Genomic DNA, 14,925 nt, shown 5'->3' with positions numbered 1-14,925 from the left:
AAGGACAGCGGATGGACAGCCGCGAATGTGCCAGGCGACGACGGCGCCTTGCACGGCCTGAGTCCGTGCAAGCGAAGGTTAATGTCGCCGCCGCCATAACCCCTCGCAACTTGCGACAATCCCCCCTTAGTGATAAAAGGTGCCCCTTCGCAAAAACACACAGGGGAACGACGTGAAAGACGCGTCAACGTCGTCGGATGCCGTAGAAGAGAGCGGCCCGACGCTTCATCGCGGTTTACAGAACCGACACATTCAACTTATCGCCCTTGGCGGCGCGATTGGCACCGGGCTGTTTCTCGGCATTGGTCCCGCTATCCAGATGGCCGGTCCGGCGGTATTACTGGGCTACGCCGTCGCCGGGATTGTCGCTTTTCTGATCATGCGCCAGCTGGGCGAAATGGTGGTGGAAGAGCCGGTATCCGGCTCCTTTGCCCACTTTGCCTACAAATACTGGGGCCCGTTCGCCGGCTTCCTTTCCGGCTGGAACTACTGGGTGATGTTCGTGCTGGTGGGAATGGCGGAGCTGACCGCCGCCGGGATCTACATGCAGTACTGGCTGCCCGACGTCCCGACCTGGATCTGGGCGGCGGCCTTCTTCCTTATTATTAACGCCGTCAATCTCGTCAACGTGCGCCTGTATGGCGAAGCGGAGTTCTGGTTTGCGCTGATAAAAGTGCTGGCGATTATCGGCATGATTGCCTTTGGCCTGTGGATGCTGTTTGGCGGCCACGGCGGCAGCAAAGCCGGGTTCGATAATCTGTGGAAACACGGCGGCTTCCTCGCCACCGGCTGGCACGGTCTTATCCTGTCGCTGGCGGTGATCATGTTCTCCTTCGGCGGGCTGGAGCTTATCGGCATCACCGCCGCTGAAGCGCAAAACCCGGAAAAGAGCATTCCAAAAGCGGTCAACCAGGTGGTTTATCGTATCCTGCTGTTCTATATCGGTTCGCTGGTGGTGCTGCTGGCGCTCTACCCGTGGGTGGAGGTCAAATCCGACAGTAGCCCGTTCGTGATGATTTTCCATCATCTCGACAGCAACCTGGTGGCCTCCGCGCTGAACTTCGTCATTCTGGTGGCCTCGCTGTCGGTGTATAACAGCGGCGTGTACTCCAACAGCCGGATGCTGTTCGGCTTGTCGGTGCAGGGCAATGCGCCGACGTTCCTCGCCCGCGTCAGCAAGCGCGGCGTGCCGGTGAACTCTCTGCTGCTCTCGGGGATTATCACCTCACTGGTGGTGGTGCTGAACTACCTGCTGCCGCATGAAGCGCTGGGACTGCTGATGGCCCTGGTGGTGGCGACGCTGCTGCTGAACTGGATCATGATCTGTATGGCGCACCTGAAGTTCCGCGCCGCCCAGCGCCGCAAAGGGCGTGAATCGAAGTTTAAAGCGCTGCTGGCGCCCGCCAGCAACTACTTCTGCATTGCTTTCCTTGGGCTGATTCTGGCGCTGATGTGCACTATCGACGGGATGCGCCTGTCGGCGATCCTGCTGCCGGTGTGGATCCTGTTCCTGTTTATCGCCTTCAAACTGCTGCGCCGCCCGGCGTAAGCGAGATGCCCCGCCGTCCGGCGGGGCTGCCTGGCTTTTTATTGTGATCCTCTTCGCAGGTGGGGCATTTGCCTGGCGATCTTCTTTTTGTAATCGATTACTTTTGTTTGGAGCGATTTTGTAATCGATTACTTTTCTGAGGGCGAGCAACATGGTCACAACAACAGAAGGTCGGGAAAGTGTCCGCGTGAGCCACCGTTTTCTGGTGCCGCGGCTGTCGTTAATGATGTTTATGCAGTTCTTTATCTGGGGCAGCTGGTCGGTGACCCTGGGGCTGGTGATGACCCGCTATGAGATGTCATTGCTGATCGGCGATGCGTTCTCCGCCGGGCCGATCGCCTCCATCCTGTCCCCCTTTGTGCTAGGGATGCTGGTGGATCGCTTTTTCGCCTCGCAGAAGGTGATGGCGGTGATGCACCTGGCCGGGGCGGCGATCCTGTGGTTTGTCCCCCAGGCGCTGGTGGCGCAGAATGGCGCGCTGCTGATTGGCCTGCTGTTCGGCTATACGCTGTGCTATATGCCGACCCTGGCGCTGACCAATAATATCGCCTTCCACAGCCTGGCTAACGTCGATAAAACCTTTCCGGTGGTCCGCGTGTTCGGCACCATCGGCTGGATTATCGCCGGGATCTGCATCGGGGTGACCGGCATCTCTGACACCACCGGCATCTTCACCGTGGCGGCGCTCTGTTCGGTGGCGCTGGCGATCTACAGCCTGACGCTGCCTCACACCCCGGCGCCGGCCAAAGGCATGCCGGTTCAGTTTCGCGATCTGCTGTGCGCGGACGCCTTCGCGCTGCTGAAAACCCGCCATTTCCTGATTTTCTCCCTCTGCGCCACCTTAATTTCCGTGCCGTTAGGCACCTATTACGCCTATACCGCGTCGTATCTGGCGGATGCCGGCGTTAAGGATGTCAGCACCGCGATGTCCTTCGGCCAGATGTCAGAGATCGTCTTTATGCTGGTGATCCCGCTGCTGTTCCGTCGCCTCGGGGTGAAATACATGCTGCTTATCGGCATGGCGGCGTGGTTTATTCGCTATGCCTTTTTCGCCCTCGGGGTCAGCGAAGAGGGGCGCTTCCTGCTCTATCTCGGCATTTTGCTGCACGGCGTGTGCTATGACTTTTTCTTTGTCGTCGGCTTTATCTACACCGACCGCGTGGCGGGCGAGAAGGTCAAAGGCCAGGCGCAGAGCATGATTGTGATGTTCACCTACGGGATCGGCATGCTGCTGGGCTCGCAGATCTCCGGCGCGCTGTATAACCATCTGGTGGCCGGCCAGAGCGTGCCGCAGGCCTGGGTGACCTTCTGGTGGATCCCGGCGGTGGCCGCCGCGGTTATCGCGCTGATTTTCCTTTTCTCTTTCCAGTACAACGAGAAAGAGCCGCACTAATTTTACAGGAGGGGGTATGAAAACGATCAAGGGACCGGGCATTTTTCTGGCGCAGTTTATCGGCCCGCAGGCGCCGTTCAACACCCTGGCGGGGATGGCGCAGTGGGCCGCCGGCCTGGGGTACAAGGCATTGCAGATCCCCTGCAACCACCCGGCGATTTTCGATGTCGAGCGGGCGGCGGCGAGCCAGACCTACTGCGACGAGGTCCGCGGCACCCTGGCGGAGCATGGGCTGGTCATCAGCGAGCTGTCCACTCATCTTGAAGGGCAGCTGGTGGCGGTGCATCCGGCGTATGACGCGGCGTTTGACGCCTTCGCCCCGGCGGCGCTGCACGGCGATCCGCAGGCGCGCCAGCGCTGGGCGGTGGAGAAAGTGCGCCAGGCGGCGGTGGCCTCCGGCCGCCTGGGGCTGCAGGCGCATGCGACCTTTTCCGGGGCGCTGGCATGGCCCTTTTTTTATCCGTGGCCGCCGCATAATCAGTCGCTTCTGGATGAGGCCTTTGCCGAGCTGGCCCGGCGCTGGCGGCCGCTGCTGGACCTCTTCGACGAGCAGGGGGTCGATGTCTGCTACGAGATCCACCCCGGCGAAGACCTGCACGATGGCGTGACCTTTGAGCGTTTTCTCGCGCGGGTGGATAACCATCCGCGCTGCAATATGCTCTATGACCCGAGCCACCTGCATCTGCAGCAAATGGATTACCTGACCTATATCGATATCTATCATGCGCGTATTAAAGCGTTTCACGTCAAGGACGCCGAATTTCGCCGCAACGGGCGCAATGGCGTCTACGGCGGCTATCAGCCCTGGCAGCAGCGGGCTGGCCGTTTCCGCTCTCCCGGCGACGGGCAGATCGACTTCAAAGGGGTGTTCAGTAAGCTGACCGAATATGATTTTGACGGCTGGGCGGTGCTGGAGTGGGAGTGCTGCCTGAAGGATGCCGAGACCGGCGCGCGCGAGGGCAGCGAGTTTATTCGTCGCCATATCATTCCCGTTGCCGGACGGGCCTTCGATGACTTTGCCGCCGGTGGGAGGGAATAACATGATTCAGGTTGCGATTATTGGGGCTGGGTTTATTGGCCCGGCGCATCTGGAGGCGCTGCGGCGGCTGGGGGATATCGAGGTGGTGGCGCTGTGCGACAGCAGCCTTGAGGCGGCGCAGCGCAAGGCGCAAGCGTTGAATATTGCCCATGCCTACGACAGCGTGGAAGCGCTGCTGACCCATCCGGGGCTACAGGTGGTGCATAACTGTACGCCGAACCATCTGCATGCCCAGATTAACCGGCAGATCCTCGCCGCCGGGCTGCACGTCTTCTCCGAAAAACCGCTGTGTATGACGGCGGAGGAGGCGCGGGAGCTGGTGACGCTTGCCGCCCGGGCCGGCGTGGTGCATGGCGTCAGCTTCGTCTATCGCCAGTTCGCCATGGTCCAGCAGGCGGCGGCGATGATCCGCCATGGCGAGGTCGGCAGGATCTTCGCGGCGCACGGCAGCTATTTACAGGACTGGATGCTGCTGGAGACCGATTACAACTGGCGGGTTGATTCGGCGCAGGGCGGCACATCGCGGACGGTGGCTGACATCGGCTCCCACTGGTGCGATACCGTGCAGTTTATGACCGGTCGGCGGATTGTCGAGGTGATGGCGGATCTGTCTATCGTCTGGCCGACGCGTAAAGCGCCGGTCAATGGCAAAACGACCTTCAGCGCCGTTCACGAGGCGCAGGGATATGAAACCCGGCCTGTCGATACCGAGGACTTTGGCTCGGTGCTGTTGCGTTTTGACGATGGCAGCAAAGGCAGCTTTATGGTCTCTCAGGTGAGCGCCGGGCGGAAAAACCGTCTGGCGGTGGAGGTTAACGGCAGCCGCTGTTCTCTGGCCTGGGATCAGGAAGTGCCCCAGCGGCTGTGGATCGGCCACCGCGAGCAGCCGGATCGGCGGCTCAGCGACGACCCCAGCCTGCTGCGGCCGGAGATCGCTGACAGCGCCCATTACCCTGGCGGCCATATTGAGGGCTGGCCGGACGCCTTTAAGAATATGATGGAGCATTTTTATCAGGCGGTGCGCGCCGGGAAGATGCCGGAGGCCGGGGCCCGGCGCTTCGCCGCTTTCGACGACGGCGCCGATGTGATGTACATCATCGAGGCGATCGTCAAAAGCCATCAGCAGCAGCGCTGGGTGAGCGTCGAACGCTGAGGGCGGGGGAGCGAAGGATTATTTCACCCCAAGATAGCCGTCGAGATAGGCACCGGAGAGTTCGTTGCCGAACAGGACGGCATCTTTATTTTCCATTGCATTATCCCATTTGTCGCTGGCGTTGCCGGTAAAGGCGTGCTCGGTGCGGGTGCCCTGCGCCGCCTGCTGTTTGATGGCCTCCGCGGTGCGGCGGGCGTCGCTTTCGCTCATGCCAGCGGCTTTATCCTGCTGGCCGCGGGCGTACATCGCCGTGAAGGTCGGCAGGTTTAAACGGTAATTTTCCTGACGGTTGACGGTGAAGTTGCCGCCGACAAAATCGGAGCGGTGGGCGACGAACGCGTAGGCGTGGCGTTCCGGTGACGATTTTGACGAGGTGCAGCCGGTGATCGTTGCCAGGGCACAGCTGAGGGCGAGAATCGCGGTGGAGAGCCTCATGGGGATATCATCCTTAATCATAAAATAACAAATGGGGCGCAGGCGGTCTGTTGCGCCTCCTGCGCTAATGAGAATATGAAACGGCAAAAGGATGCGCGTTATCGGGGCGGGAGAGAAGCCCTGATTATTAATAGTGTCCCGAGACGCCGTCTCACTGAGCCACGCTTTCGCGCCAGGCTGGCAGGCCAACCAGAGCTCATTTATGATAGCCTGCAGGATCCACCTCTATCGCAGGAAGTGCAGGGTTTATGTCTATTCAGAAAATTGCTCGTCTGGCCGGCGTCTCGGTGGCCACGGTGTCGCGGGTGCTGAACAACAGCGATACGGTAAAAGCCAAAAACCGTGAGCGCGTGCTGCAGGCGATCAAAGAGAGCAACTATCAGCCGAACCTGCTGGCGCGTCAGCTGCGAACCGCCCGCAGCAATATGATCCTGGTGATGGTGTCTAATATCGCTAATCCTTTTTGCGCCGAGGTGGTGAAAGGGATAGAAGAAGAGGCGGAGAAGAACGGCTACCGCATTTTGCTGTGTAATTCCGGGTCGGATCTGGCCCGCTCGACCTCGGGCCTGCAGCTGCTCTCCGGCAAAATGGTCGACGGCATTATTACCATGAACGCGCTCTCCAGCCTGCCGGAACTGACCACCATGATTGGCGATGCACCCTGGGTGCAGTGCGCGGAGTATGCCGACACCGGCAGCATCTCCTGCGTCGGGATTAACGACGTCGAGGCGGCCCAGGGGGCGGTGTCCCGGCTGGCCGACGCCGGCCGCCGTCGCATCGCGCTCATTAATCACGACCTCAGCTATCGCTACGCCCGCCTGCGCGAGCGCGGCTATAAAAGCGTGCTGCACGTGCACGGTCTGGCGTATCAGCAGGTGACCTACGCGCAGGATCTTAGCGCGGCGGCCGGTAAACGGGCGATGGAGCAGCTGCTGTCGCAAGACGAGAAGCCCGACGCGGTGTTTGCCGTTTCGGACTCCCTTGCCGCCGGGGCGCTACGGGCGATTGACCAGGCTGGACTGCGGGTGCCGGAGGATATCGCGGTGATCGGCTTCGACGGCACCGAGCTGGCGGAAGTGGTCTCCCCGCAGCTGACCACCGTCGAACAGCCCTCCCGGGCGATCGGCCGCACGGCGGTGGATCTGTTAATGAAACGCATCGACGATCCCGACGCTGCCGTCGAGCGGGTGATGATGGACTGGCGCGTGATAGCCCGCGCCAGCGCCTGAGGTCAGCGGGAGAAGGCGCCCGCCAGCGCGCGAATGTCGTTGCCGGTGGGCGTCTGATGAATGCGTAAGCCAAACTCCTCCACCACGGCGAAGACATGATCGAAAATATCCGCCTGGATCCCCTCATATTCCGCCCACACCACGGTGTTGGTGAAGCAATAGATCTCGATCGGCAAGCCGTTGGCATCCGGCGCCAGCTGGCGCACCATCAGGGTCATATCCTGGCGGATGCGCGGATGATGACGTAAATACTCCTGCAGATAGGCGCGGAAGGTGCCGACATTGGTCATTCGCCGCTCATTGAGAACCGACTGTTCCCCGGCATACTGCTGGTTCCAGGCGCTAATCTCCTCGTGGCGCGAATCCATATAGGGTTTAAGCAACTTCGCCCGGATCAAGCGCTGCTGCTCCTGTTCATCGAGGAAATGAATGCTGGTGGTGTCGATGTTGAGGCTACGCTTAATGCGGCGGCCGCCGGAGGCCGACATGCCGCTCCAGTTTTTAAACGAGTCGGAGACCAGCGACCAGGTCGGAATGGTGGTGATGGTATTATCCCAGTTACGTACCTTGACCGTAGTGAGGCCGATATCGATCACCGCGCCGTCGGCGCCGTATTTCGGCATCTCCAGCCAGTCGCCAAGCTTGAGCATATCGTTGGCCGAGAGCTGGATACCGGCCACCAGGCCAAGGATCGGATCTTTAAATACCAGCATGAGCACCGCGGCCATGGCGCCGAGCCCGCTAATCAGGATCGCTGGCGACTGGCCTATCAGCAGGGAAATAATCAGGATGCCGATAATAATCGCCGTCACCAGCTTAATTCCCTGGAATATCCCCTTCAGCGGCAGCTGAGAGGCGGCGGGAAATTTCTGCGCCAGCTTTAAGATCACATCCAGCAGTGAGAAGAAGGACAGCATGGCATATATCATCACCCATAGCTGAGCCACGGTGGTTAATATTTCCGCGGCCTCGCTGCCTTTTTGCAGCCACAGCACCGCCTGCACGTTGACGATGATCCCCTGCAGGGTAAAGGCCAGTCGGTGAAAGAGTTTATTCTGCGTGATGATTTGCAGCCACAGATGGCTGCTGGCCAATGCCCGTTTTTCAAAAGCGCGAAGCACCACTTTATGCAATATCAGATGCACGACGACGGCGGTGAACAAGATAATGCCGAAGATAATCATCAGCGAGCGGGTGGGAGTTATTTCGATTCCTAAGGCGGCAATTTGCGATATTAATTCCTGCATAACGTCTCCTGAATATCCAGCGGGTATGATGACCGCTGGATAACGATTATGCAAATCACCGCCGCCGGTATTACGACGCTACCGTCGCCGGCTGTCGGTTGAGATGATGACGCAGCCACAGCGCGATGGCCGCCAGCAATAGCATCATAGCCACCTCGACCAGCAGAAAATCAATCAGCGCCTGCGGATAGTTTCCGCCGCCGCGACGGGCCAGCGCCAGGAACAGCGAGCCGAGGATAGCCGGCCCAAGGCCGAGAGTCGCCTGCTGCAGGGTACTGAGGATGGCGCTCCCGGCCCCGGCGTCGCTGGCGCTGATATCGCGCATACCAATCCGGTAAAAGCTGTTGACGATCAGCGCCTGGCCGTAGCCGATCAGCGCCGTGGCGGGGACCAGCGTCAGGGCGGTGGTGGCGATCCCGAAGCGGGAGAAGGTGGCGCACAGCAGCAGTAGACCGGCGATCTGCACCGCCAGACCGGTCAGCAGGATCCGCCCCATGCTGTAGCGGGCGATAAGCCGCGGGGCATACAGCGCCGAAATAAAATAGGCCACGCCGAGGGCGATAAAGCTATTGCCGGACTGCCACGGCGCCATCCCCAGCCCCTCCTGCATGGTCAGCGCCATGCAGAACATAAAGCCGGACCAGGCGCTGAAAAACAGCAGGGCGATGGCCATCCCGAAGCGGATGCTGGTCAACTGCAGCAGACGCGGCGGCAGCAGGGGATGATCGCCACGCTGTTGCTGGCGCAGGGCGCTCTGACGCATGGCGAACAGCAGCGGCAGGACCGCCACCAGCATCAGCTGCAGCCACAGCGGCCAGCGCAGCTCCGGACCGAGGGCCATCGGGAACAGCAGGCAGCAGAGGATGAGGGCGAGGTACAGCGTGCCCTGCCAGTCAATCCGCGACGGCGTCTCACGACGGGTTTCCGGCACATAGCGGCGGCTCAGGGCCAGCACCAGCAGGCAGATCGGCACATTGATAAAAAAGGCGTTGCGCCAGCCCAGTCCGGCGATGTCCGCCGATACCAGCCAGCCGCCGCCCATCTGTCCGACAATAAAGGCGATCCCGCCGATCCCGCCATACAGGCTAATAGCCCGGGCGTGGGCCGGGCCTTTGAGGGTGACGTGCAGGGTGGCGAGGATCTGCGGCACAATCAGCGCCGCACCGGCGCCCTGCAGAGTGCGGGCGGCCAGCAGGGCGCTGATGCTGTTCGCTATGCCGCACAGCAGGGAAGCAATGCCAAAGAGCGCGACGCCCCACATAAACAGGCGCCGGCGGCCATAGTTATCGCCAAGCTTACTGCCCATCGCCAGGCAGACGGCAAAGGCGACACCGTAGAGCGCGACGATAAGTTCCAGCTGCGTGGCGCTGGCCGCCAGGGTATGGGTGATGGCGTCCAGCGCCACATTGGTGATCGAGGTATCAATAAGCGGCAGCATCTGGCCGCCCAGCAGCAGCAACAGACCGGCGCGGCCGGGTGAAACAGCAGACGTTTTCATGGGAATCTCCATTGCGTCATTCAGCAGACCGACGTAGCATTACCGATAAATTAAACGGGTACCAGTTCCTGTCTATACTGGTACTGGAACTACCATGCTGGAGGGGTGATGACCACGATGCCGCAACGGGAGTCGACGTTCGCCGTGCCGGACGATCGGCGCAAACAGCTGGGGGCGTTTCTGCGCGCCCGCCGTGAAAGCCTCGATCCGCAGCGCCTGGGGTTACCCCGGGTGGGCCGCCGACGCACGCCGGGTCTGCGCCGGGAAGAGGTGGCGATGCTCGCCGACGTCGGCGTTACCTGGTACACCTGGCTGGAGCAGGGGCGGGAGGTGAATCCGTCGGAGGCAGTGCTGGTGGGGGTGGCGAATGCCCTGCAGTGCAGTCCGCTGGAGACCCGGCATCTGTTCGTGCTCGCCGGGCTGACCCCGCCGGAAGCCACCCAGGTGACGGCGTGCGAAGGCATCAGCCCCGGCACCCGCCGCATGCTGGACAGCCTGATGCCGCAGCCGGCCAGCATTCAAAAACCGAACTTTGATATTGTGGCCTGGAACGACAGCTTCTGCCGCCTGATGGGTGTCGATTTCGCCACCCTTGCGGAAGAAGATCGCAACTGCATTTATCTGTATCTGACCCATGAGACCTGGCGCAGCCGGATTGAAAATCGCGATGTGCTGCCGACTTTTGTCTCCTATTTCCGCGCCGCGATGGCCGAGCACCGTGGCGATCCGGCATGGGAAAACAAACTGGCGCGCTTTTTCGCCGCCTCGTCGGAGTTTGAAGCGCTGTGGCATCAGCGCTACGAGGTGCGCGGCGTGGAAAACCAGATTAAACATTTTAACCACCCGCAGCTCGGGCGATTCAGCCTGCAGCAGATGTACTGGTATTCGGCGCCGCGCAATGGTTCGCGTCTGCTGGTCTACCTGCCGATGGACGAGGCGGGCGAGCAGGCGCTGACGTGGCTGGACCAACATTCATGACAAGGACTCAGATGGTTGAGAATGTGCCATCTTCGGGTATTGCCCGGCCGGGCTGCTGGACGGTTCCCTCTCCCTCCGGGAGAGGGGCAGGGTGAGGGAAAGCACTGCAGGGAAGTCTTTTATGTTATCTGCGACTTCAGCGCACATTGCGCTCCCGGTTAGTCTTCTGCGTTATATCTCTCATGACGCAGGGAGCGCACAGGGGGCGGCCAGTCGCCGCCGCCCCCTGTACCCCCGGGCTCCGGCCAGCAACATCGCCACTTCGTGGTGCCTTCGACTTATCCCTGCAGGCTTCGGGTCGGGCCGAGGCAGCGTCCATGCAAAACACGGCCCTCAGCCCGCATCCATGCGGGCTGCCCCGGCCTGCCGGGAACGTCTCAGCGATGTTGAGGCCGCCAGCACCGGCAGTTTCAGCAGCCCCAGGACCCGCGGTGATTTGGGTTTGTAGGCAGGGTAAGGCGTACGCCGCCACCCGGCAAAAAGGCGAGCATATTAGCGAAAACAGGTTTGTCATCAGTCTCAAGGAATGCCTATGAACGTAACCCGAAAAGAGCAGCGCATTATTCAGCGCGCGCTGAATGCCTGGCAGGCCAGCGGGGAGTTAACCCCGGCGGACAGTCAGCGGCTGGCGCACACGCTGCGCGTCTCCCCCTTCGACTGGCGGCGCCTGAGCCGCTATGCCTTCTGGACCGCGCTGGCCTGCGTGCTGATTGCTCTGGGCAGTCTGTTTGCCGACAGCGAACTGGTGGCGTGGCTGCTGAGCCTGTTCAGCCACTCGGCGCTGACGCGGATCCTGCTGCCTGCACTGCTGGCAGTCGCCTGCTACGGCTGGGGTTTTCGCCGCCAGCAGCGGGAGACGCAGTGGCACTACAGCACCGAGGCGATTTTGTTTCTGGGCGTCGTCTTTACCGCGTTGGCGCTATGGCAGTTGGGTGAACGGCTGGATAACGGCAGCGGCCATATCGCGCCGCTGTTTCTGGCCGGATGCATGATTTACGGCGCTATCGGCTATGTAGCCCGCTCCGGGCTGGTGTGGCTTTTTTTTCTGCTGGCGCTGGGCAACTGGTTTGGCGCAGAAACCGGCTATGTCTCGGGGTGGGGCGCCTACTGGCTGGGCATGAACTACCCGATTCGCTTCGTCCTGTTCGGCGGCGCGCTGCTGGCGCTCTGCTACGGCGCGCAGTCCTTGCTTCGCCAGCGTCAGCTGTTTACCGTCAGCAAGGCGATGGGCCTCACGTACCTGTTTATTGCGCTGTGGATCCTGTCGATTTTCGGCAATTACGACGCTGACAGCTGGTACAACGTAAGCCAGGCGCGACTCCTGCCGTGGGGGCTGCTGTTTGCCGCGGCGGCCGGCGTCTGCATTTTTATCAGCCTGAAAACCGATGACGCCATGCTGCGCGGCTTTGGGTTAACCTTCCTGGCGATCAATCTCTATACCCGCTTCTTTGAGTTTTTCTGGAACGGGATGCACAAAGTGCTGTTTTTCCTGATCCTTGCCGTCTCGCTGGCGGTGATTGGCCGCTATGCCGAGCGCATCTGGCACGCGGGGAACGTTAAGCCATGAAAAATTAAGCGCTTTTAAAGAAGTGTGGCTGACGGCAGCGACGTCCTGCGCGAATTGTCGTATAAGCGAATTTTACGCTTTTGACAGGGGAGCGAGATGAACAAGGAGTCGATTTTTCGCCAGCTAGAACAACGGATCGCCGGGCGAGCGCTGACGGCGGAAGCGCTGGGCGAGTTTAACGCTATGGCCATTGCCGATAGCTTGAAGCAAAAACGCAGCATCATCAGCCATCATCTGAATAATCTCCATCGCGAGCAGCGGGTGGTCAAAGTGAATGGTCGCCCGGTGCTGTTTTTACCCGTTACCGTTCTGCGCGATCATCACCGCCTGGCGGTTCGGCACGGCGAATACGCCTCCATTCAGGCGCTGTGCGCGGAGCGTCAGGATAGTCTGGCGCAGCTGATTGGCGCGCAGGGCAGCCTGCAGGAAGCATTGCGCCAGTGCAAGGCTGCCATCAGCTACCCTGGCGCAGGTCTGCCGCTGCTGCTGCGGGGCCCTACTGGCACTGGGAAAAGTTTTCTAGCTCGCCAGCTCTGGCACTACGCAATAGATGAAGGCATTTTACCTGCCGATGCGCCTTTTACCGTATTTAACTGCGCCGAGTACGCGAATAATCCAGAACTACTGACCTCGAAGTTATTTGGTCATGCGAAGGGGGCCTTTACCGGCGCCGATAAAGCCGTTCCTGGTCTTATCGAGACCAGCAACGGTGGGGTGTTGTTTATCGATGAGGTTCATCGGCTGCCGCCCGAAGGTCAGGAAAAGCTGTTTCATTTTATGGATAACGGTAGCTGGCGCCGGCTGGGGGAGAGCACCGACGAGCGCAGCGCCACGGTGCGGCTAATTTTTGCTTCAACCGAGGATTTGGAAAAACACTTCCTGGCGACCTTTATTCGCCGTATTCCGGTCATTGTAAAAATTCTGCCGATCGCTGAACGCGGCCAATTCGAGCGGCTGGCGTTTATCCACCACTTTTTCCGCCGTGAAGCCCAGCGTTTGAACCACGATCTGGCGCTGGATGGCGAAATCGTCAGCCAGCTCATGCGTGAAACGCTTGAAGGAAATGTCGGTGGGCTGGAAAATTTGATTCGCAATATTTGCGCCAGCGCCTGGACATTTGGCGAACGTGATAGCGGTCTTTTACACATAAAAGCGGGTTTGCTGCCCGACCGATTACTGGCGGATGCGCCTTTTTCCCTTCAGCAAAATAGCGAGCGGGTTATGATTTACCGCGATGGCGACGCGCAGCCTCTTTTTTCTGGTCGTCACCATGAATACCAACGGCTAACGGAAAATATTTGTAGCCTGTGCGAGGAGTTGGCTCAGGATAATATTAGCGTGCGGACCTTTGAAAAGCTTATTTATCAGAACGTGACGCTCTATCTTGATGCGCTGATGAATCAGGAGAGTACGGTCTCTCTGCAGGACAAACGGCTGCGCTTTATTGAAGATGTGGGCAAAGCAATCGCTGTCAATTATGACCTTCAGCTAAATGTCGAATTCGCTTATCTTACCGGCCGCTACCTCACCAGCCTCCCTCTGGCGCCGCGTAGCGTTGCTGAGCCCGTGCGTCTGGTGATGCAGCGCTGGCTGGACTCCTCGGCGGGGCTGGCGCAGCGTATCGCAGAGAAACTACTGGATGTCGTCAATAATAAATACGATCTGCTCATCGATACGCTTGACCGACTGGCGGTTGCCGCTATCGTCAGCAATGCGATTGATGCGACCAGCGGCGGAAAAGTGAAAGCGCTGATAATCGCCCACGGTTATTCGACCGCCAGCAGCATTGCCGGCGTTGCCAATCGCCTGATTGGCGAGAAGATCTACCAGGCCATGGATATGCCGATGGAGGTGGCGTTTAACGATGTCAGTCGCGCCGTGGTTGATTATCTCCAGCATACGGACACGCGTGCGGGTGTGATGGTGCTTATTGATATGGGCTACACCAAGGAAATTGCCGATGCGCTTTTGTCGGTGATTCACGGCCCGCTGGTGGTGGTGGATAACGTCACGACCCGCATGGCGCTGAACGTTGCCAGCGAGATCGCGCTGGGAAAAAACATCGAACAAATCGCCGAAGAGATCGTGCCGCTTAATCAGTCGCGTTGGGATGTGTTCTGGCCCGCAGAAAAAAAAGAGCGTGCGCTGTTGGTGACCTGTATTACAGGTATCGGTACCGCATTTAAATTTAAAAATCTGATGGAGAAGAGCCTGCTCAACGATTTTGATATTAACATCATCGCCTGCGAGTATACGCGCTTAAAAAACAGTCGTACGGCGGTATCGTTGCTCCACCAGTATGAAGTTATTGCGGTCGTGGGTACCCACGACCCGCAGCTGGCCGGAGTGCCCTGGGTTGGCATTGAGGAACTACTTGGCGAGCAGGGGCATCGACATCTGAGTCAGCTCTTAAGTGGCTATCTTAATGAAAAGCAAATTGCGCTGATTAATAAAAATATGGTTCGTGAGTTTTCGCTGCATAACGTTGTCAACTCTCTGACGATACTGAATGCCGGAAAAACCATGGGCCATATCGAAACCATTATCGCTGAGTGGCAAAATACGCTTGGTTTTCATTTTAATAATAACTTAATTATCAGTTTATATGTGCATCTCAGCTGTATGATTGAGCGTCTGGTAATGCGTAATGAAATTAGCCATTATAAAGATATTGAGCAATTTACCCGCCAGCATGGCGAATTTATTGCCATGGTGAATCACTCGTTTCAGCGTCTGAAAATACTCTATAACGTGGCGCTACCGGTAGCGGAAATTGGCTATATTCACGATATTTTTGAATTGCGTATTGAAGATTTTAGCTGGTAATTCTCAACGCA

11 protein-coding genes are annotated in these 14,925 nt (G+C 59.2%); 8 read left to right on the top strand and 3 right to left on the bottom strand.

The window, feature by feature from the left end; all coding sequences use genetic code 11:
• The first annotated feature begins 172 nt into the window (after positions 1–172).
• From pheP to ACLH1I_RS08180, 4 genes are all read left to right on the top strand, one after another.
• Positions 173–1,549, top strand: a complete 1,377-nt coding sequence (gene pheP / locus ACLH1I_RS08195) for a phenylalanine transporter (protein ID WP_032455670.1) — start codon at positions 173–175, stop codon at positions 1,547–1,549.
• Between the two features lie 187 nt (positions 1,550–1,736).
• Positions 1,737–2,942 (top strand): MFS transporter, encoded by a 1,206-nt coding sequence (locus tag ACLH1I_RS08190; protein WP_192796515.1) that lies wholly within the window; start codon positions 1,737–1,739, stop codon positions 2,940–2,942.
• 16 nt (positions 2,943–2,958) lie between these two features.
• On the top strand, positions 2,959–3,981 hold the full coding sequence (locus ACLH1I_RS08185) for a sugar phosphate isomerase/epimerase family protein (RefSeq protein ID WP_004202459.1): 1,023 nt from the start codon (positions 2,959–2,961) through the stop codon (positions 3,979–3,981).
• Position 3,982: 1 nt separating this feature from the next.
• A complete protein-coding gene (locus ACLH1I_RS08180; protein WP_151628485.1) occupies positions 3,983–5,134 on the top strand; it encodes a Gfo/Idh/MocA family protein in 1,152 nt (383 codons plus the stop codon).
• Positions 5,135–5,152: 18 nt separating this feature from the next.
• On the opposite strand, the gene ACLH1I_RS08175 is transcribed toward ACLH1I_RS08180, so the two are convergent.
• Complete coding sequence (locus tag ACLH1I_RS08175) at positions 5,153–5,569, bottom strand: Exc2 family lipoprotein (protein WP_004202462.1); 417 nt, start codon at positions 5,567–5,569, stop codon at positions 5,153–5,155.
• A 248-nt stretch (positions 5,570–5,817) separates the two neighbouring features.
• Between ACLH1I_RS08175 and ACLH1I_RS08170 the strand changes: the two genes are divergently transcribed.
• Complete coding sequence (locus ACLH1I_RS08170) at positions 5,818–6,798, top strand: LacI family DNA-binding transcriptional regulator (RefSeq protein ID WP_004202470.1); 981 nt, start codon at positions 5,818–5,820, stop codon at positions 6,796–6,798.
• Between the two features lie 2 nt (positions 6,799–6,800).
• On the opposite strand, the gene ACLH1I_RS08165 is transcribed toward ACLH1I_RS08170, so the two are convergent.
• Entirely contained in the window at positions 6,801–8,045 is a 1,245-nt protein-coding gene (locus ACLH1I_RS08165; RefSeq protein ID WP_004202471.1) for a mechanosensitive ion channel family protein, read from the bottom strand.
• 70 nt (positions 8,046–8,115) lie between these two features.
• Positions 8,116–9,543, bottom strand: coding sequence for an MFS transporter (locus tag ACLH1I_RS08160; RefSeq protein ID WP_065802290.1), 1,428 nt, complete (start codon positions 9,541–9,543; stop codon positions 8,116–8,118).
• A 108-nt stretch (positions 9,544–9,651) separates the two neighbouring features.
• On the opposite strand from ACLH1I_RS08160, the gene ACLH1I_RS08155 reads away from it, so the two are divergent.
• The 3 genes from ACLH1I_RS08155 to ACLH1I_RS08145 all read left to right on the top strand — a co-directional run bounded on the left by ACLH1I_RS08155 (position 9,652) and on the right by ACLH1I_RS08145 (position 14,914).
• Positions 9,652–10,521, top strand: a complete 870-nt coding sequence (locus ACLH1I_RS08155) for a helix-turn-helix transcriptional regulator (RefSeq protein WP_004202474.1) — start codon at positions 9,652–9,654, stop codon at positions 10,519–10,521.
• A 532-nt stretch (positions 10,522–11,053) separates the two neighbouring features.
• Positions 11,054–12,088 (top strand): hypothetical protein, encoded by a 1,035-nt coding sequence (locus ACLH1I_RS08150; protein ID WP_049004319.1) that lies wholly within the window; start codon positions 11,054–11,056, stop codon positions 12,086–12,088.
• A 96-nt stretch (positions 12,089–12,184) separates the two neighbouring features.
• Entirely contained in the window at positions 12,185–14,914 is a 2,730-nt protein-coding gene (locus ACLH1I_RS08145) for a sigma 54-interacting transcriptional regulator (RefSeq protein WP_151628486.1), read from the top strand.
• The last annotated feature ends 11 nt before the right edge of the window (positions 14,915–14,925 follow it).

Origin of the sequence: Klebsiella sp. 1SOBk10mer, from assembly GCF_046602535.1 — a bacterium.
Lineage (GTDB): Bacteria > Pseudomonadota > Gammaproteobacteria > Enterobacterales > Enterobacteriaceae > Klebsiella > Klebsiella quasipneumoniae.
Note: the sequence above shows the minus strand (reverse complement) of the source record. Positions and strands in the feature narration are given on the sequence as shown.

Coding starts and splice junctions, on each gene's coding strand:
- ACLH1I_RS08185 (WP_004202459.1), top strand. CDS start 2,959: ATGAAAACGATCAAGGGACCGGGCATTTTTCTGGCGCAGTTTATCGGC.
- ACLH1I_RS08180 (WP_151628485.1), top strand. CDS start 3,983: ATGATTCAGGTTGCGATTATTGGGGCTGGGTTTATTGGCCCGGCGCAT.
- ACLH1I_RS08175 (WP_004202462.1), bottom strand. CDS start 5,569: ATGAGGCTCTCCACCGCGATTCTCGCCCTCAGCTGTGCCCTGGCAACG.
- ACLH1I_RS08170 (WP_004202470.1), top strand. CDS start 5,818: ATGTCTATTCAGAAAATTGCTCGTCTGGCCGGCGTCTCGGTGGCCACG.
- ACLH1I_RS08165 (WP_004202471.1), bottom strand. CDS start 8,045: ATGCAGGAATTAATATCGCAAATTGCCGCCTTAGGAATCGAAATAACT.
- ACLH1I_RS08160 (WP_065802290.1), bottom strand. CDS start 9,543: ATGAAAACGTCTGCTGTTTCACCCGGCCGCGCCGGTCTGTTGCTGCTG.
- ACLH1I_RS08155 (WP_004202474.1), top strand. CDS start 9,652: ATGACCACGATGCCGCAACGGGAGTCGACGTTCGCCGTGCCGGACGAT.
- ACLH1I_RS08150 (WP_049004319.1), top strand. CDS start 11,054: ATGAACGTAACCCGAAAAGAGCAGCGCATTATTCAGCGCGCGCTGAAT.
- ACLH1I_RS08145 (WP_151628486.1), top strand. CDS start 12,185: ATGAACAAGGAGTCGATTTTTCGCCAGCTAGAACAACGGATCGCCGGG.